Here is a 19,054-nt window from a genome sequence, read left to right on the forward strand (position 1 = left end):
TACTAGCAAGGTGCAATATTGCTTTCTGTTGTCTTTCTGTTGTATTAGAGACGTAATGTTAGCGCTAACATGTGGTGTATGATTGCGGCCACGCGCCGCCGCCGGCAAGTACTACAATGAAACGGGCGCGGCACACGGCTGTCCAGGCAGGACAGCTGCTCATTATTGGTCGCTTACTCATTTCATCACGAGGTAGTTCATGCAACACCAGCCAGAATACATGCTCGGCGTAGATATCGGCACCACCAGCACCAAGGCGGTGCTGTTCACCACCCAAGGACAGGTAGTGGCGCAGCACGCGGTGGAATACCCGCTGCTGTGCACCACGCCAGGCATGGCAGAACAAGATCCGCTGCAGATTTACGATGCGGTGCTGAGCGCGATCAAGAACGCGGTGGGCAACGCAGCCGGCAAGAACGGCGTCGAGGCCGCACAGATAAAGCTGGTGTCCTTCAGCGCCGCCATGCATAGCGTGATCGCGGTCGGCCAGGACGGCGCGCTGCTGAGCAACAGCATCACCTGGGGCGACAACCGCGCCGGCGCTTGGGCCAACCGCATCCGCGACGAGCTCGGCGGCCATGAAATCTACCTGCGCACTGGCACCCCTATCCATCCGATGTCGCCGCTATGCAAGATCATGTGGCTGCGTCACGACCAGCCGCAGCTGTTTGCGCGCACCGCGCGCTTTGTCGGCGTCAAGGAATATGTGCTGTATCGCCTGTTCGGCGATTGGCTGGTCGATCATTCGATCGCCTCCGCCACCGGCATGTTCAACCTGCAGCAGCTCGATTGGGACCAGGGCGCGCTGGAGCTGCTCGGCATCGGCCCGCAGCACTTGTCGACACTGGTGCCGACCACCCACCACCTGAGCGGCCTGGCGCCGGCCATGGCGCAGCAGCTGGGCCTGGCGCCGGCGACGCCGTTCGTGATCGGCGCCAACGACGGCGTGCTGTCCAACCTCGGCGTCAATGCCATCGGCCCGGGCCAGGTCGCGGTCACCATCGGCACTTCGGGAGCGATGCGGACCGTGATCGACAAGCCGTTAACCGATCCTTCCGGCCGCACTTTCTGTTATGCCCTGACCGCCAAACACTGGGTAGTCGGCGGCCCCACCAACAACGGCGGCAGTATTTTCCACTGGGTGCGCGACGAGCTGGCGACCGCCGAAGCCGCCGCCGCCAAGGCCGCCGGCCTCGATCCTTACGATGCCTTGACCAACATCGCCGAGGGCGTCAGCGCCGGCGCCGAAGGATTGCTGTTCCATCCTTACCTGGCGGGCGAACGTGCACCGTTATGGAATGCCGACGCGCGCGGTTCCTATTTCGGCCTGGCGACGCATCACGGTAAGCCGCACATGATCCGGGCCGCGCTGGAAGGCGTGATTTTCAGCCTGTACAGCATCCTGCCGGCGGTCGAAGACCTGATCGGGCCGACCACCCACATGATGGCGACCGGCGGTTTCGCCCGTTCGTCGTTGTGGCGGCAGATGATGGCGGATATTTTCGAACGTGAAGTGGTGGTGCCGGAAAGCGTCGAATCGTCCTGCCTCGGCGCCGCCGTGCTCGGCCTGTATGCGCTGGGCAAAGTCGATTCGCTGGACGTCATCGGCGGCATGGTCGGCTCAACCCACCGCCATGTGCCGATTGCGGAAAACGTCGCGCTATATCGCCGTTTGTGGCCGATCTATGCGGCTATTCCCAAGCAGCTGGAGCAGCAATACCGGCTGCTGTCGCAGTTCCAGCGCGAGACGGCGGCCTCGCCGTCCTGAACCGTAGGGTGGGCACCTGTGCCCACGCCGACCTATGCGCATCTGCAGTCACGCGTGGGCAAAAAAACCTGCCCACCCTACCGGTCTTAGTCTTCGTCTTCCGGATCGATCAGGCTGAATTTCTCGTGGGCGGTTTCGCTCAAGTGCCCGCGCAGCCACTTGTGCGCCGGATTGCGGGAATCCCGCTCGTGCCACAACATGTCGACATGGACCGCCGGCGTCGGGAACGGCAGCTCGCGCGCCACCAGTTCCTCGGTCATGCCGGTGGCGCCGATCAGGTGGCGCGGCAAGACCGTCAGCAGGTCGGAACTGGCGACCACCCGGCCGGCCGTGAAGAATTGATTGACGGTCAGCAGGATGCGCCGTTCGCGTCCCATCGCCGCCAGGGTTTCATCGATCAGGCCATGCGCGCGGCCGGAAAAACTGACCAGCAAATGATGCGAAGCGCAGTAATTGTCCAGGGTCAGCACCTGATTGGCCAGCGGATGGTTCTTGTGCATCACGCAGACATATTCGCCGGTGTACAGCCGCTCATGATGGATCGGTGATGCGCTGGTGGTCTGGCCGCCGGCCAGCTGCGCTGCGACGCCGGGGAAAAAACCCACCGCCAGGTCGACATCGCCGCGCAGCAGCATCTGGCGCGGATCGCGGGTGGTCAGCGGCACCATGCGCAGGTTCAGCTGCGGCGCGTCGCGCTCGATGGTGCGCACCAGCCCCGGCAGCCATAGCGCAGCGGTAGCGTCCGCCATCGCCATCTGGAAAGTGGTGTGGGCGCGCGAGACATCGAATGTCTCCGGCGTGATTGCGGTTTCCAGGTCGGTCAGCGCACGCCTGACCACCGGCCACAATTCTTCGGCATGCTGGGTCGGCTTGACGCCGTGCGCGGTGCGGATCAGCAGCTCGTCGTTGAGGGTGTCGCGCAGGCGTTTCAAGGCGTTCGACACGGCCGGCTGGGTCATCGCCAGCCGGCTGGCGGCGCGCGTCAGGTTCTGCTCGGTCATGACGGCGTCGAAGACACGCAGCAGGTTCAGGTCAAGCGTCAGGAAGCTCATGGTTGGATCTATCGTTAATTATTTTTAGATGGAATATGGCGCCGGCAAATTTAGCTGGAAGCAACATTCACAGATTTTATAACTGTTATATGAAAGCGCAATGACAGATTTCAAGTGTGGCGAAAATATTGCGTCACAACATAAAACGCATATCAAGCTGGATTATGTCTGAGACACGCAATTATTGCCGAGCTGAAACCAAGGCAAACCGGCCGATTGCTCGTCAGCTTTATCTTACACATATTGTCTTAACGACGACACGAGGGACATCCTTTAACAGTGATCGAACATTATTCGTTGAACACATAACTGATATCCAAAATCAGAATTGGATAGCTCCCTAAGTAGTGAATATACTGCAATGCAACATCATCAAGAAAGAGTAGTTGTTATGTCTGTATTCGCTTTTGCCCTGCCGGCTGAAATCGCTTTGTTCGACGCATCGGCCCTGCTTGCCGCCGCTGCCGCCGCATTGCGGCCATTGCTGGGGCTGGGAGCGCTGGCGACCTTGATGGTGTATTTCAAACCGCTCTGGATGGGGATCTTGCGTGCAGCACTGATGTTGATCAAGCCACGCAAATCGCTGGAACAGCGAATTGCCCGCAGCAAGTTCAGAGGACAGCAATTGATACGCCGCATGGCGAACGACCATGCCTCCAGCCAGCCTAACCTGGCTGCCGAGCTGCGATTGCTGGCCGGTCGCGATTGATTATTGTTAATAACCACGAGGAGTTTGCCATGCACCAATACATTTACCATGACGAAGACGGTTTCCCGACTTTCGCGGTGCTGCAATGGCTGCGTGCCATGGCAACGCGCGTTCTGGCCTGGATGGGTCTGAACGGCCTGTAAAAGCTGTTACCGGAATTTTTTGACGTCTCCTCTTTCCTGCGATGGAAGGATTCACCCTGCAGGCTTAGCGCCGGCAGGGATTTTTTTTGCCCGCCCATAAAAAAACGCCCGCAAGCCGCGGGCGTTTTGTTTTGCGATGCAAGCTATCCAGGCCTTACTCGGCCAGGTTTTTCTCCAACGCCAGTTTTACCTTGGCCAGCTGCTGCGGCAAATGGTGTTTCAGCTTGTCGAACAGCTCTGCATGCAGTTCCGTTTCCGCTTTCCAGGCTGCTTTGTCGATCGCGGTGATGCGCTCGAACTGCTCTTCGCTGAAATCCAGGCCTTCCCAGCTCAGGTCAGCGTAGCGCGGCGTCACGCCGAACAGGTGTTCGACCCCGCCCTGCTTGCCGTCGAGCCGGTCCAGCATCCATTTCAGCACGCGCATGTTGTCGCCGAAGCCAGGCCAGACGAATTTGCCGTCGGCGCCGGTGCGGAACCAGTTGACGCAGAAAATCTTCGGCAGCTCGGCCTGGTTTGGCTGCGCCAGCTTTTCGCCCAGTGTCAGCCAGTGCTGGAAGTAGTCGCTCATGTTGTAGCCGATGAACGGCAGCATGGCGAACGGATCGCGCCGCACCACGCCTTGCTGGCCGGCAGCGGCGGCGGTGGTTTCCGAACCCATGGTGGCGGCCATGTAGACGCCTTCTACCCAGTTGCGTGCTTCCGTCACCAGCGGCACGGTGGTGGAGCGGCGGCCGCCGAAAATGAAGGCTGAGATCGGCACGCCGGCCGGATCGTCCCAGGCGGCGTCGATCACCGGGTTCTGGGTCGCCGCCACGGTGAAGCGTGCATTCGGATGGGCCGCCTTGGCGCCGGTTTCCTTGGCGATGGCCGGCGTCCAGTCCTTGCCCTGCCAGTCGATCAGGTGCGCCGGCGCGGTGCTGCTCATGCCTTCCCACCAGACATCGCCGTCGTCGGTCAGCGCGACGTTGGTGAAGATGGTGTTTTCGCGCAGCGAAGCCATGCAGTTGTAGTTGGTCTTGTCATTGGTGCCAGGCGCAACGCCGAAATAGCCGGCTTCCGGATTGATCGCATACAGGCGGCCGTCGGCGCCCGGCTTGATCCAGGCGATGTCGTCGCCGATGGTGGTGACTTTCCAGCCTTCAAAACCGGCAGGCGGAATCAGCATGGCGAAATTGGTCTTACCGCAGGCCGACGGGAAAGCCGCCGCGACATAGTGTTTCTTGCCAGGTTTACCATTTACTGCGGGCGATTCGACGCCGAGGATCAGCATGTGTTCCGCCAGCCAGCCTTGGTCGCGGCCCATGGTCGAGGCGATGCGCAGGGCGAAGCATTTTTTGCCGAGCAGCGCATTGCCGCCGTAACCTGAACCGTAGGACCAGATTTCACGGGTTTCCGGGTAGTGGACGATGTACTTGGTCGGGTTGCAAGGCCAGGCCACATCTTTCTGGCCGGCTGCCAGCGGCGCGCCGACGCTGTGCACGCAAGGCACGAACTCGCCGTCGCTGCCGAGAACGTCATACACAGCCTTGCCCATGCGCGTCATGATGCGCATGTTGACGGCGACGTACGGCGAATCGGACAGCTCGACGCCGATGTGCGCAATCGGCGAACCCAGCGGGCCCATCGAAAACGGCACCACATACATGGTGCGGCCCTGCATGCAGCCGTCGAACAAGCCGTGCAGCGTCTTGCGCATTTCAGCAGGGTCGGTCCAGTTGTTGGTCGGGCCGGCGTCTTCTTCTTTTGCCGAGCAGATGAAGGTGCGGTCTTCGACGCGCGCCACGTCGGACGGATCGGAACAGGCCAGGTAGCTGTTCGGGCGTTTTTCCTGGTTCAGCTTTTTCATGGTGCCGGCAGCTACCATTTCGCTGCACAGGCGATCGTATTCGGCTTGCGAACCGTCGCACCAGTAGATGCGGTCAGGTTTGGTCAGCGCGGCGACTTCGGCCACCCAGTTGATCAGCTTCTGCTGTTTGACGAATGCCGGGGCGTTGATTGCGGCGATGCCGCCCATAAGGGGTTGATTCATGAAAACTACCTCCAATACCAATAAAGAAATCTGTTTCTTGCCTTCCTCTTGCCAGCGGGCTGCGCCTGGCTGGCGCGCCGTGTCGGTCGGCTGAATCCTGGTGCGTTTGCTGCGGGCTATCCGCAATCTGTTGCGTGACCGCAGGCAGCAAAAAATGAAATAATGGGCCGGGTTAGTCTCGTTTACAAATCTACAGGCACCGTGCGGGTTTTACTGCAGGCCTTACTGTGATTCAGGCCGCACACCATGGTCGATATCGCCTGTCTGCTCCGGAAAACTGTATTCATCCCGGAAAAAGTGGGCCGATTGTACACCCGATTTGTAGTGAAATTGACCAACCATTGTAGTAAGGTATTTCCCATTTTCCGGATGCTGTTGCTTTATTACGTGGCAGCCTTTTTTCCTTATTTTTTTATCACATTTACAGCATGGAAGCCCTATGAAAATTGCCGTACTGGATGATTATCAAGACAGCGTCCGCCATCTCGACAGCTTCAGATTATTGGATGGCCACGACGTCAAAGTGTTCAATAATTCCGCGCGCGGTGTTGGCCAGCTGGCAATCCGCCTGGCCGATTTTGAAGCGCTGGTGCTGATCCGCGAACGCAGCAGTTTTTCCCGGGCGCTGCTGCAAAAACTACCCAAGCTGAAACTGATTTCGCAGACCGGAAAAGTCAGCGGCCATATCGATGTCGAAGCAGCTACCGAATGCGGCATCGCCATCGTCGAAGGCATCGGCGATCCGACCGCGCCGGCCGAACTGACCTGGGCCCTGATCATGGCCGCCAGCCGCCGCATCCCGCGTTATGTCAGCAACCTGCAGCAGGGACAGTGGCAATCGGTGTCGGCGATACCGCGAAACGATGTGCTGGGCACCGTGCTCAAGGGGCGCACGCTGGCGATCTGGGGTTATGGAAAAATCGGCCGCATGATTGCCGGCTACGGCAAGGCGTTCGGCATGCGGGTGCTGGTATGGGGCCGCGAGGCCAGCCTGGCCGCCGCGCAGAAAGATGGCTATGAAGCGGCGGCCTCGAAACAGCAGTTTTTCGCTGAAGCCGATGTGCTGTCGCTGCACCTGCGCCTGAACGATGCGACGCGCGGCATTGTCGAGGCGGCCGACCTGGCCTTGATGAAATCCAGCGCCATTTTTGTCAACACCAGCCGCGCCGAGCTGGTTGCCGAGGGCGCGCTGGAGCCGGCCTTGCAGCAGGGCCGGCCCGGTTTTGCCGCGCTGGATGTGTTTGAAACCGAGCCTCTGGCGCCGGATTCGCCGCTGCTGCGGATGGAGAATGTGCTGGCTTCACCGCACCTGGGTTATGTCGAAAAAGACAGTTACGAGCTGTACTTTCGGATCGCATTTCAGAATGTGCTGGATTTCGCCGGCGGCGCGCCCAAGAATGTCCTGAATCCGGACGCGCTGCTGCCAAAATAATCGTAGGGTGGGCATGTAATGCCCACCCTGATGTAGATGATACGGCGACCGCGTGGGCACACTGTGCCCACCCTACAGCAAGCGCTCAGTCGTCGTCGCCGGCGCCGCTGGGCAGGATCAGCTTGTTCAGGCGCGCTGCCGGCGCCGCCAGCGTGGTGTCGCGCCACATGCCTTGCCAGCCGGGCGGCCATGGCAAAGCCGGGCCGCTGTATTCGGGCACGTTCTTGCGCACCGGGATCACCGGCAGGCTGTCTGGCATCGGCCCTTCGCTCCAGCCCAGGCTGAAGGCATAGTCCGGCAGCAAGGCGTCGCATACCTTGGCGAACCATGCGCTATGGTCCTCGTCGCGCCCCAGCGCTTGCGCCAGCCCGTGCGGATCGAACTGCGCCAACGCCCTGGCCAGTTCCGGAATCGCCGCCCCCGGCTGGTCGCCCCAGCCAAGGATCGGATTGAAATTGTAATCGGCGCCGGAACCGTACCAGCCCTCGCGCCGCGCCCGCTCCATCCAGCTGCGGCGTCCGCAAAACAGGTGCCAGCGCCAGTGCAGGCCGGACGGCTTGGGCCAGCTGTACAGGTACAGCCGCTGGTAACCGGCGCGGTGCAGTTCGCGCACCAGCGCCATCAGGCGCGCATGCGGCATGCGGTCCGGCGGCGCGTGGCGGAACAGGATCGGCTCGCCGTCCGCGTGCTGCACCTCGTCGGTAGACAGGTTCAGGTCCAGCGTCCGCTTCTCGCTGCCGAAGCGCGCAGCGACCCAGCCGGTCAGCAGGTTGACTGACGTGATCACGCCATAACCGCGGAAGCGGTGGAAAATGACGGTGCCGGGTGCGATGGGTTTCATGAGTCGGGATTCTTGTAAAAAGAGATGAGCGCAGAAATCAAATGTTACCAGTGTAGTCGCTGCGCGCCGTTTTCCTAGGGTTGTCGAAATGCGCAGCAACCATCCGCTTAGCTTAGTATAATCAGGCAACCCACCAGGCAGAAAGGACTAGCCACATGAAGCAACGTCCACCAGTTGTAGGCCAGCGATCAGGCGACCAGCCCATCACAGCAGCCCCCGGCCGCGAAGTGTTTTCCGCCAGCAGGCGCAACCTCATGCTGCTGGCCGGCGTCAGTTTCGCGATGATGAGCATCCCCCGCTGGCTGCAGCAAGCCTCAGCCCAGACCGTCACCCCCGCTGTTCCCCCTTCCAGCGCCAATACCCAGCAGCAAGCGAATTTCATGGCATTGTCAGCCTTGCTGACCGGCGCCCCGAAACTCAATCCGCGCACAGGCGCAAGACTGTACAGCGCGCTCAGTACGCAAGCGATCGAGTTTGAAAAGCAGGCAGCGGCGCTGTGGCAATACAGCCTCGATCACAAGATCAAGGATGTGGATAACCTGGCGGCCGCAGTCGGCACCGACAGCGCGCTGTCGCTGGTCCTGCATCGCATCATCAGCGGCTGGTACCTGGGCACGGTCGGCGACGGCGGCGTCACCGGCGGCGCCAAGGTCATTGCATTCGAGCAGGCACTGATGTTCGACCAGGTGCGCGATGCGGTCGTCGTGCCAACCTATTGCCGTGCCGCCCCCGGTTACTGGACCACCCAACCGGCAGTCTTGAAAGCGAGGGTTTGACCATGGCTGATAACTTGTCTGCCGATGTTGTGATCGTAGGCTCCGGCGTCGCCGGCGCCCTGGTGGCGCATCAACTGGCCCTGTCCGGCGCTTCGGTGCTGGTGCTGGAAGCCGGGCCGCGCCTGGAACGCTGGCGCATCGTCGAGAATTACCGGAATACACCGAGCAAAGACGATTTCATGGTGCCCTACCCGTCCACCAAATACGCGCCCCATCCTGAATACACGCCGGAAAACAATTACCTGATCCTCAAGGGGTCGCATAAATACAATTCGCAGTACATCCGCGCGGTAGGCGGCACCACCTGGCACTGGGCCGCCGCGGCCTGGCGTTTCCTGCCCAACGATTTCAAGATGAAAACGCTGTACGGCGTCGGCCGCGACTGGCCGATCAGCTACGACGAACTGGAGCCGTATTATTACCGGGCGGAAGTAGAACTCGGCGTGTCCGGCCCCAACGACGGCACCGACCTCGGCTCGCCGCGCAAGCAGCCCTATCCGATGGACCACCTGCCGCTGTCCTGGAACGACCAGCGCTTCAGCGCCGTGGTCAACGGCGCCGGCCACAAGGTGGTGTCGGAACCGGTGGCGCGCAACAGCCGCGCCTACGATGAGCGGCCCAACTGCTGCGGCAACAATAATTGCATGCCGATCTGTCCGATCGCCGCCATGTATAGCGGCATCATCCACGTCGAAAAAGCGGAAAAAGCCGGCGCCAAGGTGCTCCCCGACGCCGTGGTATACCGCATCGAAGTCGATGCCAAGGAGCGCATCAGCGCCGTCCACTACAAAGATCCGGAAGGCGTCACGCATCGCGTCACCGGCAAGTATTTCGTGCTGGCTGCGAACGGCATCGAGATCCCGAAACTGATGCTGATGTCGACCGACGACAAACATGGCAAGGGCGTAGGCAACAGTTCCGACCAGGTCGGCCGTAACCTGATGGACCATCCCGGCACCGGCGTCACCTTCCTTGCCAATGAAGACCTGTGGCCGGGCCGCGGTCCGATAGAAATGACGTCCATCGTCGACATGCGCGACGGTGCTTTCCGTTCCGAATACGCCGCCAAGAAGCTGCACCTGAATAACATGGCGCAAACCAACCATGCTGCGCAGACTGCCTTGAAAGACGGCCTGGTAGGCGTCAAGCTGAACCAGGAAATCCGCCGCCGCGCGGCGCGCACCGTGAATATCAACAGCTTCCACGATATCCTGCCGGATCCGGAAAACCGCATACGGCCGAGTACCGAGAAACGCGATGCGCTCGGCATTCCGCAGCCGGAAATCACCTATTCGATCAACGATTACGTGCAGAAAAGCGCCGTGCTGACGCACCAGGCCTACGCCAGCATCGCCGCCATGTTCGGCGGCACCGAAATCAAGTTCGACGACGATTTCGCGCCGAACAACCACATCATGGGCGCCACCATCATGGGCGGCGATCCGCGCGATTCGGTGGTCGACGCCCATTGCCGTTCGCACGATCACGAAAACCTGTTCATCGCCAGCGGCTCGGTGATGCCGGTGGCCGGCACGGTGAACTGCACCCTGACCATCGCGGCGCTGTCCCTGCGCATCGCCGACACCTTGAGGACAGTGCTATGACGGCCCGCTCTCAATTCACTTTTCCGCGCTGGATGGCCGGCATGGTGCTGGCCGCCGGATTGGCGCACGGCGCCATCGCCGCGGCAGCCGATACCGTCGCCGCTGCTCCGGCTCCAGCGCCGAACGCCGACCAGATCACGCGCGGCGCTTACCTGGCCAAGGCGGCCGACTGCATCGCCTGCCATACGGTCGATCCGGCCAAGCCGTTCGCCGGCGGCTACCCGCTGGCGACGCCGTTCGGCACCATCTACGGCCCCAACATCACGCCGGACAAAGAGACCGGCATCGGCAACTGGAGCGATGAAGATTTCATCCGCGCCCTGCACAACGGCATCGACGACGAAGGCAAGCATTTATATCCTGCTTTTCCTTACGCTTCGTTCACCAAGCTGTCGCGCGACGATGTGCTGGCGATCAAGGCCTACCTGTTCAGCCTGCCGCCGATCCCGCAAAAGAACCTGGAAAACAAGCTGCCCTTCCCGCTCAACCAGCGCTGGATCCTGGCCGGCTGGAACCTGTTCAATTTCAAGCCGGGTGAATGGAAGGACGATGCCGGCAAGAGCCCGGAATGGAATCGCGGCGCTTACCTGGTGGAAGGACTGGCCCACTGCCAGGAATGCCATACCCCGCGCAACCTGACCATGGGCGTCGACCTCAAGCGCTCCTTCGGCGGCGCCCAGCTGGGCGGCTGGACTGCGTTCAACATCACGCCCGACCCGGTCAGCGGCATCGGCGGCTGGAAGGACGAAGAAATCGTCCAGTACCTGAAAACCGGCCTGGTGCCAGGCAAGGCGTCCGCGGCCGGCGGCATGGCGGAAGCGATCGAGCACAGCCTGCAATACCTGAGCGAACCCGACCTGAAGGCGATCGTCGCCTACCTGCGCAGCGTGCCGGCCATCAGCGATGCGGCCGACAAGAAGCCGCGCTACGCCTGGGGCCAGGCGGCGGATGACGACGCCGACTTGCGCGGAGTGGCGGCGGTATCGGTCAGCAGCAATGCCGCCAGCGGCGCCGAGCTGTTCAGCGGCAATTGCGCCAGCTGCCACTCGGCCAGCGGCAGCGGCGTGGTCGGCGGTTATTACCCGTCCCTGTTCAGCAACAGCGTGGTGGGCGCGCGCGATCCCGGCAACCTGCTGATGGTGATCCTCCACGGCGTGCAGCGCCGCGGCAAGGACGAGCAGACTTTCATGCCCGGTTTTGCCGACCACCTCAACGATGGCCAGGTCGCCATGCTGGCCAATTACGTGGTCAAGCAGTACGGCCATGCCGATACGCCGCCGATTACGCCAGAGCAGGTCAAGGTGCAGCGCCAGGGCGGGCCGGTGTCGCCCATGCTGACTTTACTGCCATGGGGGCTAGGCGCGGCAGGGCTGATCGTGTTATTTATACTGTTTTCACTGATCATGCGTCGCGGCCGGCGACCTTCCAAGGACGACCCGGCTGCTTCATAGGAATCGGTTCACAGCAATCGCATCATAGGAATATCTACTCATGGCCCTACGTATCATCGCCACCGGCGGCACTTTCGATAAACATTACGACGAGATCGCCGGTAAACTGACTTTCGCCACCAGCCACCTGCCGCAGGTGATCCAGCGCGCGCGCATCACTACCGAAATCGCGCTGGAAGAACTGCCGCTGCTCGATTCGCTCGACATGCAAGACATCGACCGCCGGCGCGTGCTGGCTTCCTGCACGCATGCGGCGGAAGCGGCGATAGTCATCATCCACGGCACCGACACCATGCGCGAGACCGCCGCCGTGCTGGGCGCGGCGGCGCTGGAAAAGACGATCGTGGTGACCGGCGCGATGATTCCCTATGCGATTGCCAACTCCGACGCCTTGTTCAATTTCGGTTTTGCCTGCGGCGTCGCGCAAGCCTTGCCGCACGGCGTGTACGTGGCGATGAACGGCAAGATTTTTGCGTGGGACAAAGTAGAGAAAAACCGGGTTGCAGGAGTCTTTGAGCCCTTGTAATATCTTTTCTCCAGGCGAAAAAAACGGGGCAGAATTTCTGCCCCGTTTTCACATCCAGCCCAATGTTACTTGGTTACGCCGGTCAGGCCGCGCGCCTCCAGCAGAGGCTCGACTTCCGGCCCGCGTCCGTAGAAGTCCTTGAACTGGGCGCTAGGGTCGGCGCTGAAGCCGCGCGACAGCACCTTGGCGCGCAACAGGTCGCCGTTGGCGCGTTTCAGGCCGCCGTGGGTGTCCATCCAGTGCTCGGTATCCTTGGCCAGCACGTCGCTCCAGATATAAGCGTAATAGCCGGCTGCATAACCGTTGGCGAAGATGTGCTGGAAGTATTGTGTGTGGTAGCGCGGCGGCACCACATAACCGTCGCCGCTGCTGGCAGCCTGCAAGGTTTTGGCTTCAAACGCCATCACATCCTTGGCGGCCGGCGTCTGGCCAGCCGGCAGCTGATGCCAGGCTTGGTCCAGCATGGCCGCCGCCAGGTATTCCGAGGTCTCGAAACCGGCATTGAACTTGCGCGCCGCCAGCACCTTGTTGACCAGCGCCCGCGGCATCGGCTTGCCGGTTTTGTAATGCTTGGCGTAGTGCGCCAGGACTTGCGGATTGTGCGACCACATTTCATTGAACTGCGACGGGTATTCGACGAAATCCGGCGGCACCGAGGCGCCAGAGAACATCGGATACTGGACGCTGGAGAACATGCCGTGCAAGGCATGGCCGAACTCGTGAAACATGGTGTTGACTTCGTCAAACGTCAGCAGCACCGGCTTGCCGGCCGGCGGTTTGACGATGTTGATATTGTTCGACACCACCGGCTTGGTCCCGAACAGACGCGATTGCGGAACGTAGCTGTTCATCCAGGCGCCGCCCTGCTTGTTGTCGCGGGCGAAAGGATCGAACAGGAACAAGGCCAATGGCGAACCGTCCTGGTCGAACACTTCGAATACCCGCACATCTTTCTGGTACACCGGCAGGTCGGTGCGTTCCTTGAAGCTGATGCCGTACAGCTGCTGGGCAGCGTAGAACACGCCGTTCTGCAGCACATTGTTCAATTCGAAGTAAGGCTTGATCTGGGATTCGTCGAAGTTGTAGCGCGACTTGCGCACCTGTTCCGAGTAAAACGCCCAGTCCCACGGCTGCAGCTTGAACGGCTTGGCATGGCTGGCCTTGGCCTGGCGGTCTATCACCTGCTGTATGGCGGCCGCTTCCTTGCGGGCGTTGGCGGCAGCGGGCGGCGCCAGCTGGGCCAGCATGCGGTTGACGGCGTCCGGCGTGCCGGCGGTTTCATCTTCCAGCTCATAGGCGGCGTGGCTAGGATAGCCCAGCAGCGCGGCGCGCTGGGCGCGCAGTTTCACGATCTGGGCGACGCCGGCGACATTGTCGTCGCTGCCGCCGTTGGCGCGCGTGATCGAGGCGGTATAGAGGCGCTCACGCAGCTGGCGGTTCTTGAGCTGCGCCAGCAGCGGCTGGTCGGTAGTGTTTTGCAGGGCGATCAGCCATTTGCCATCCAGCTTGCGGCTGCTCGCAGCCTGCGCTGCGGCGCTGATCTGTTCCGGCGTCAAACCGTCGAGGTCGGCCTGGCGATCGACGATTACCGCGCCGTCGTTGTTCGCTTTCAGCAGGGTTTGCTGGAATTGCGTGGTGAGCGAAGAAATCTGCTGGTTCAGCTTGCGCAGCTGGTCCTTGTCGGCGGCCGACAAGCGGGCGCCGGCCCTGACGAATTCAGTGCGATAGCGTTCCAGCAGGCGCAGCGATTCCGGATCGAGGCCAAGGCTGCTGCGTTGCTGGTACAACTGCTCGACGCGCGCAAACAGTTGCGGATCGAGGAAGATGGCGTCCTTGTGGTCGGCCAGCTTGGGCGCCATTTCTTGCTGGGTCTGGTCCAGTTCCGGGCTGGTGTTGGCGCTCACCAGGTTGAAGAATACTTCGCTGACGCGACTCAGCATCTGGCCCGAGCGTTCCATCGCGACGATGGTGTTGTCGAAGCTCGGCGCTGCTGAATTGGTTGCGATTGCGCGCGCTTCCTGGCGCTGCTGCGCCATGCCGGCTTCGAATGCCGGCTTATAGTCGGAATCCTTGATGCGGTCGAACGGCGGCATGTTGTAAGGCAAGCTGCTGACTTGGGCAAAGGGGGAATTTGCAGCGAGCGCCGCGGTGGCGGCTTGCGATGCCTTGGCCGATCCATTGTCAGCTGTGGTACAGCCTGTCATGCCGGCGATTGCCGTCAACATCAATCCGCACAGCGTGATACGTCGTGTAGAAGCTTGCATCAATTCTCCTTGGGTTGGTACTGGATTATTTTTTTGACGAAACATTTTACGCCAGCATTCAAGCTACAGGGAATTGTGTCTTGTTTTGATAAAAACCGGGTTTGCAAAAAAACACGGAAGACAACTGCGCGTATAACCGCGCATGTCTTCCGTAGCAAAAGACGGCACGGCAAAACAGCCGCCGTGCCGGTACCGGTTTTAGAAGCGGTGCTGGATGCCGGCGATGACGCCGGTCTGGCTGCTGCCGTAGGCAATATCGTCACGTGACAAGCCGACCAGCTGCGAATTCTTCGCTTTGGCGTAGGCCGCGCTCAGGTACAGGTCGGTGCGTTTCGACAGCGCATACTTGCCGCGCACCGAATACATGATCGGATCGGCATCCTTGCCGCTGGCGACGTTCTTGATGTTCTGGTAGTAGATGGCGCCGATCAGCGTCACTACCGGCGTCACCTTGTAGCTGGCGCCGCCCCAGAAGAAATCGCTGCGCAGGTCGGCTGCATTCGACGCCAGCGTCTTCTTGTAGTTGCGATAACCCAGGCTCAGGCTCAGGTTGCTGCCGAGCTGGTAATTGCCCGCCAGGTGGATGGTGGTGGCCTTGTCGTAAGCACTGTTGGTGGCGCTGGCGGCAGTGCCGTTGACCCGGTCGAATGTCGCCGCGATGCGGAACGGGCCGCTTTCATAGCCCACGCCCACATCGTATTTCGCGCTGTCGCTGGTGCTGCCGGCCGTCTCGCCGAAGCCATAAGTGGCGCCCAGCTTGAAATCGCCGAACTTGCCCTGGTACTTGATGATGTTCGGCTGGTTGGTCGGCATGCCGTCCTTGCGGCCACCGGTGGCGCCGGCGGAGGTCACCCACGAATACTGGGCCGAATAACCCATGGGGTCGAACGGCAGGATGAAATCATAGGTAGTGGTGAAAGAGCGGCCCAGCACCACCTTGCCGAAGCTGCCCTCCAGGCCGACGTTGGCCTGGCGGTTGAACAGCAGGCCGGCGCTGTCGAATTCGCCGGTATCGGTCTTGAAACCGTTTTCCAGCTGGAATACCGCTTTCAGGCCGCCGCCCAGGTCCTCGGTGCCGCGAAAGCCGATGCGCGACGTATTCATGGCGCCCGAGCTCAGGCGCACCAGGCCGTCCTTGTTGGCATTGGCGTTGTTCACATACTCGACCCCGGTATCGATGATGCCGTAGACGGTGACGCTGGTCTGGGCGTAGGCGCCGGATGCCAGCGTGCCGAGTGCGGCCAGTGTTGCCGCCGCCAGGTATTTTCTCTTCATTGTTGTTCCTCCGTTGTGTAATATTTTTTTGTTGGCTGTGCGGTTACGGCTAAGCTGCACAAAGGCTTTTGTGTAACTTGTCTCCCTTCCCTATGGCTTATTGATACTTTCTTCAATCATGAAAAAACTTGTTTATCCATCGCTCTCGTAGGGTGGGCACCCTGTGCCCACGCGGAGGTGGGAGACACGAACATCTGGAATGCTGATGCCGCGGCACCGCGTGGGCACAGGTGCCCACCCTACCTAGAAGGCCCATAGCGCTTCCTGCGGCAATTGCAGCCAGTACTCGCCCGGCGCCAGCCGGTGCCGGGCATAGGCGCGCAGCACGGTGCTGTCGGCGCCGCTGGCGGCAGTGTTGCGGAACACGCATTCCCAGCGGTCGCCGAGGTACATGCAGGTCGACAGCGGCAGCCTGATGGCGTTATCGACCTGCGTAGCGGAGATGTTGACCTGCTCGACGCGGATGATTGCGACCGCATCCTTGTCGCCGCTGCAGATGGTCGGCCCGCGCAGCGTTGCCTTGACGTCGCCGCCTTCGACCTGCAGCAGGGCGTGGCCGCCGTCGCGCTCCAGCACCTTGGCCGGCAGGCGGTTGTTGCTGCCCATGAATTCCGCGGTGAACAGGGTGTCCGGCGTTTCATACATGCTTTGCGGCGTGCCCTGCTGTTCGATCTTGCCGTTGTTGAGCAGCAGGATGCGGTCGGAAATCGCCATCGCCTCGGCCTGGTCATGGGTCACCATCAGCGCCGACAGGCCGAGCCGTACGATCAGTTCGCGCAGGAAGGCGCGCGCTTCTTCGCGCAGCTTGGCGTCGAGGTTGGACAGCGGCTCGTCCAGCAGGATCACCGGCGGGTTGTACACCAGCGCGCGGGCGATGGCGACCCGCTGCTGCTGGCCGCCCGAAAGCTGGTGCGGGAAGCGGTCGCCCAGGTGGCCGAGGCCGAGCTGGCCCAGCACCGTCTTGACGCGGGCGGCGATATCGCTGCTGTTCATCTTGCGCAGCTTCAGGCCGTAGCCGACATTGTCCGAAACAGTCTTGTGCGGCCACAGCGCATAGGACTGGAACACCAGTCCCAGGTTGCGCTCTTCCGCCGGGATCTCCAGCTTGCGCTGGCCGTCGAACATGGCGCGTTCGCCGATCTGTATGCTGCCCGATTTCGGCGATTCCAGGCCGGCTACCGCGCGCAGCAAGGTAGTCTTGCCGCTGCCGGAAGGCCCCAGCAAGGCCACCACTTCGCCGCGCTGCAATTCCATCGACACGCCCTTGAGGATGGGATTGGCGCTGGCGCCGCTGCCGTAGTCGAGATGCAGGTTATTGACACTTAATTCGCTCATGATGATTTCCTGATTGTGTGGTGCAACTTAGTCGTGCAGCTTGACGCCAAAGCGCAGCGCAATGCCGAGGCCGATGGCCACCAGCGTGATGTTGATGAAGGAGAGAGTGGCGACCAGGTCGACCGAGCCGGAAGCCCACAGCGACACGATCAACGCGCCGATCACTTCGGTGCCCGGCGAGAGCAGGTAGACGCCGGTCGAATATTCGCGTTCGAAGATCAGGAACACCATCAGCCAGGCGCCCAGCACGCCGTAGCGCACCAGCGGCAGCGTGATGTCGCGTGTCACCTGCGAACGGCGGGCGCCGACCGCACGCGCCGCTTCTTCCAGTTCCGGGCCGACCTGCAGCAGCGCCGTGGTGATCAGGCGCAAGCCGTAGGCCAGCCACACCACCGAGTACGCCAGCCACACCGAGAAGATGGTGGAGCGCAGTTCGCGCAGTTGCGGAATTACGTGCTCCACCAGCCACTGCGCCACTACGTTGTCGTAGCCCTTCAGCATGTTGTCGAGAAACGACGGCACGAACAGGAATACCCACAGGAACGACAAGCCGGCCAGCAGGCCCGGCACGGCGCGCGGGATCAGTACGCTGTAGTCGAGGAAACGGGTGATGCCGTCCGATTTGCGATGCATGGCCAGCGCGATGCAGCAGTAGCAGGCCACCGCAATCGCACCGCCGATGACACCGATCAGGATGGTGTTGACGATGCCACGCACCAGCGCCGGCTGTTCCCAGATATCGCGGAAATGCTGGAAGGTGAAGGTGTCGATCAGCGATACGCCGTAACCCCAGTGCGAAACAAACGCGCGCAAGGCGATGCCGGACAGCGGAATCACGATCGTGAAAATCAGCCAGGCAGCGATCAGGCCGAACGCCAGCCATTTCCACTTGCCCAGCGGCAGCGCCTTCTGGCGCGCGCCCTTGCCCTTGATCGAGACATATTTATTGGCCGAACGCAGCAGCCAGCGCTGGATCATCACCAGCGGCAAGGTCACCGCCACCAGGCACACCGCCACTGCCGCCATCAGGTGGTAGGAAGGCGTGCCGAGCTTGTTGGTCAGCTTGTACAGGTAGGTCGGCAGCACCAGGTGGCCTTCCGGATCGCCCAGCACCAGCACCAGGCCGAACACTTCGAAGCCGAGAAAAAACACCAGCACGCCGGCATAGGCCAGCGCCGGCATGATCATCGGCAGCGAGACGTTCAGCGCCACTTGCAGCGGCGAGGCGCCGGCTACGCGCGCCGCTTCCTCCACATCGGCGCCGAGGCTCTTCAGCGCAGCCGAGGCGTACAGGTAAACGTGCGGCACATGGGTCAGGCCGGCGATGATGACGATGCTGGGGAAGGCGTACACATTCCACGGCGCCGCTTCGATGCCGACCAGGCGCAGCAGGTCCTGCACCCACACCGTATAGAAGCCGACCGGCCCCATCGCCACTACATAACCGAAGGCGATCACCATCGGCGATACAAAAATCGGCACCAGCAGCATCGGCGCGATCCAGCTGCGGCCCGGCAGGTCGGTGCGCACCATCAAGAACGCCAGCATGCCGCCCAACGGCACTGCGATCAGCGCCAGGCCGCTGGCCAGCAGCAAGCCGTTGATGAAAGCCTGGCGAAAATCCGGATCGTCGAAGATGAAACGATACGGTTCCAGGCTCAGGGTCTTGACCGGCGCGAAGAACGGCGCGGACAGGAAACTTTGGTAAAAGATCAGCACCAGCGGCAGGAAAATCGCCACCGCCGCCAGCGTGACCACCAGTCCGCGCGGCCAGTTGAGGCGCGCCAGCCGGGAACGGCTGGCCAGCGGATGGGGAGGAGAAATGGATGTCATTTTGTACCTTGCAGAA

Annotated in this window: 14 protein-coding genes; 7 read left to right on the plus strand and 7 right to left on the minus strand. The window is 61.5% G+C overall.

The window, feature by feature from the left end; genetic code table 11:
* Positions 1 to 199: 199 nt before the first annotated feature.
* A complete protein-coding gene (gene gntK / locus CFU_RS22970) occupies positions 200 to 1,768 on the plus strand; it encodes a gluconokinase (RefSeq protein ID WP_014008392.1) in 1,569 nt (522 codons plus the stop codon).
* Between the two features lie 86 nt (positions 1,769 to 1,854).
* Here gntK and CFU_RS22975 read toward each other — a convergent pair whose 3' ends face one another.
* Positions 1,855 to 2,820, minus strand: a complete 966-nt coding sequence (locus CFU_RS22975; RefSeq protein ID WP_014008393.1) for a LysR family transcriptional regulator — start codon at positions 2,818 to 2,820, stop codon at positions 1,855 to 1,857.
* Between the two features lie 391 nt (positions 2,821 to 3,211).
* On the opposite strand from CFU_RS22975, the gene CFU_RS22980 reads away from it, so the two are divergent.
* Positions 3,212 to 3,529 (plus strand): hypothetical protein, encoded by a 318-nt coding sequence (locus tag CFU_RS22980; RefSeq protein ID WP_041742811.1) that lies wholly within the window; start codon positions 3,212 to 3,214, stop codon positions 3,527 to 3,529.
* 297 nt (positions 3,530 to 3,826) lie between these two features.
* Here CFU_RS22980 and CFU_RS22985 read toward each other — a convergent pair whose 3' ends face one another.
* Positions 3,827 to 5,701, minus strand: a complete 1,875-nt coding sequence (locus CFU_RS22985) for a phosphoenolpyruvate carboxykinase (GTP) (protein ID WP_041743824.1) — start codon at positions 5,699 to 5,701, stop codon at positions 3,827 to 3,829.
* A gap of 439 nt (positions 5,702 to 6,140) precedes the next feature.
* On the opposite strand from CFU_RS22985, the gene CFU_RS22990 reads away from it, so the two are divergent.
* Positions 6,141 to 7,133: a D-2-hydroxyacid dehydrogenase family protein gene (locus CFU_RS22990; RefSeq protein ID WP_014008397.1), complete on the plus strand. Its 993-nt coding sequence runs from the start codon at positions 6,141 to 6,143 to the stop codon at positions 7,131 to 7,133.
* A gap of 85 nt (positions 7,134 to 7,218) precedes the next feature.
* Here CFU_RS22990 and CFU_RS22995 read toward each other — a convergent pair whose 3' ends face one another.
* Positions 7,219 to 7,974: a hypothetical protein gene (locus tag CFU_RS22995; RefSeq protein WP_041742812.1), complete on the minus strand. Its 756-nt coding sequence runs from the start codon at positions 7,972 to 7,974 to the stop codon at positions 7,219 to 7,221.
* 155 nt (positions 7,975 to 8,129) lie between these two features.
* Here CFU_RS22995 and CFU_RS23000 point away from each other — a divergent pair, with 155 nt between their 5' ends.
* Genes CFU_RS23000 through CFU_RS23015 form a run of 4 tightly spaced genes read left to right on the plus strand, consistent with a single transcriptional unit; the run spans position 8,130 to position 12,331 of the window.
* Positions 8,130 to 8,750, plus strand: a complete 621-nt coding sequence (locus tag CFU_RS23000; protein WP_014008399.1) for a sorbitol dehydrogenase family protein — start codon at positions 8,130 to 8,132, stop codon at positions 8,748 to 8,750.
* 2 nt (positions 8,751 to 8,752) lie between these two features.
* Entirely contained in the window at positions 8,753 to 10,354 is a 1,602-nt protein-coding gene (locus tag CFU_RS23005) for a GMC family oxidoreductase (protein WP_041742814.1), read from the plus strand.
* Positions 10,351 to 11,805, plus strand: coding sequence for a c-type cytochrome (locus CFU_RS23010; RefSeq protein WP_202946130.1), 1,455 nt, complete (start codon positions 10,351 to 10,353; stop codon positions 11,803 to 11,805). The genes CFU_RS23005 and CFU_RS23010 overlap by 4 nt, the downstream gene beginning before the upstream one ends.
* A 40-nt stretch (positions 11,806 to 11,845) precedes the next feature.
* Positions 11,846 to 12,331, plus strand: coding sequence for an asparaginase domain-containing protein (locus CFU_RS23015; RefSeq protein WP_014008402.1), 486 nt, complete (start codon positions 11,846 to 11,848; stop codon positions 12,329 to 12,331).
* A gap of 65 nt (positions 12,332 to 12,396) precedes the next feature.
* Here CFU_RS23015 and CFU_RS23020 read toward each other — a convergent pair whose 3' ends face one another.
* The 4 genes from CFU_RS23020 to CFU_RS23035 all read right to left on the minus strand — a co-directional run bounded on the left by CFU_RS23020 (position 12,397) and on the right by CFU_RS23035 (position 19,038).
* The gene (locus tag CFU_RS23020; protein WP_238531366.1) at positions 12,397 to 14,595 is read right to left on the minus strand and encodes a M3 family metallopeptidase; all 2,199 of its coding nucleotides are present in this window, start codon (positions 14,593 to 14,595) and stop codon (positions 12,397 to 12,399) included.
* 198 nt (positions 14,596 to 14,793) lie between these two features.
* The gene (locus tag CFU_RS23025; protein ID WP_041742816.1) at positions 14,794 to 15,870 is read right to left on the minus strand and encodes a porin; all 1,077 of its coding nucleotides are present in this window, start codon (positions 15,868 to 15,870) and stop codon (positions 14,794 to 14,796) included.
* A 243-nt stretch (positions 15,871 to 16,113) separates the two neighbouring features.
* Complete coding sequence (locus CFU_RS23030; RefSeq protein ID WP_014008405.1) at positions 16,114 to 17,205, minus strand: ABC transporter ATP-binding protein; 1,092 nt, start codon at positions 17,203 to 17,205, stop codon at positions 16,114 to 16,116.
* A gap of 27 nt (positions 17,206 to 17,232) precedes the next feature.
* Positions 17,233 to 19,038 (minus strand): ABC transporter permease, encoded by a 1,806-nt coding sequence (locus CFU_RS23035; protein WP_041742818.1) that lies wholly within the window; start codon positions 19,036 to 19,038, stop codon positions 17,233 to 17,235.
* Between the last annotated feature and the right edge of the window lie 16 nt (positions 19,039 to 19,054).

This window comes from Collimonas fungivorans Ter331 (assembly GCF_000221045.1).
In the GTDB taxonomy this organism is placed as follows: Bacteria; Pseudomonadota; Gammaproteobacteria; order Burkholderiales; family Burkholderiaceae_D; genus Collimonas; species Collimonas fungivorans_A.

Bases quoted from the DNA above. Each gene is read 5' to 3' on its own strand.
- gntK (WP_014008392.1), top strand. From the start codon at position 200: ATGCAACACCAGCCAGAATACATGCTCGGCGTAGATATCGGCACCACC.
- CFU_RS22975 (WP_014008393.1), bottom strand. From the start codon at position 2,820: ATGAGCTTCCTGACGCTTGACCTGAACCTGCTGCGTGTCTTCGACGCC.
- CFU_RS22980 (WP_041742811.1), top strand. From the start codon at position 3,212: ATGTCTGTATTCGCTTTTGCCCTGCCGGCTGAAATCGCTTTGTTCGAC.
- CFU_RS22985 (WP_041743824.1), bottom strand. From the start codon at position 5,701: ATGAATCAACCCCTTATGGGCGGCATCGCCGCAATCAACGCCCCGGCA.
- CFU_RS22990 (WP_014008397.1), top strand. From the start codon at position 6,141: ATGAAAATTGCCGTACTGGATGATTATCAAGACAGCGTCCGCCATCTC.
- CFU_RS22995 (WP_041742812.1), bottom strand. From the start codon at position 7,974: ATGAAACCCATCGCACCCGGCACCGTCATTTTCCACCGCTTCCGCGGT.
- CFU_RS23000 (WP_014008399.1), top strand. From the start codon at position 8,130: ATGAAGCAACGTCCACCAGTTGTAGGCCAGCGATCAGGCGACCAGCCC.
- CFU_RS23005 (WP_041742814.1), top strand. From the start codon at position 8,753: ATGGCTGATAACTTGTCTGCCGATGTTGTGATCGTAGGCTCCGGCGTC.
- CFU_RS23010 (WP_202946130.1), top strand. From the start codon at position 10,351: ATGACGGCCCGCTCTCAATTCACTTTTCCGCGCTGGATGGCCGGCATG.
- CFU_RS23015 (WP_014008402.1), top strand. From the start codon at position 11,846: ATGGCCCTACGTATCATCGCCACCGGCGGCACTTTCGATAAACATTAC.
- CFU_RS23020 (WP_238531366.1), bottom strand. From the start codon at position 14,595: ATGCAAGCTTCTACACGACGTATCACGCTGTGCGGATTGATGTTGACG.
- CFU_RS23025 (WP_041742816.1), bottom strand. From the start codon at position 15,870: ATGAAGAGAAAATACCTGGCGGCGGCAACACTGGCCGCACTCGGCACG.
- CFU_RS23030 (WP_014008405.1), bottom strand. From the start codon at position 17,205: ATGAGCGAATTAAGTGTCAATAACCTGCATCTCGACTACGGCAGCGGC.
- CFU_RS23035 (WP_041742818.1), bottom strand. From the start codon at position 19,038: ATGACATCCATTTCTCCTCCCCATCCGCTGGCCAGCCGTTCCCGGCTG.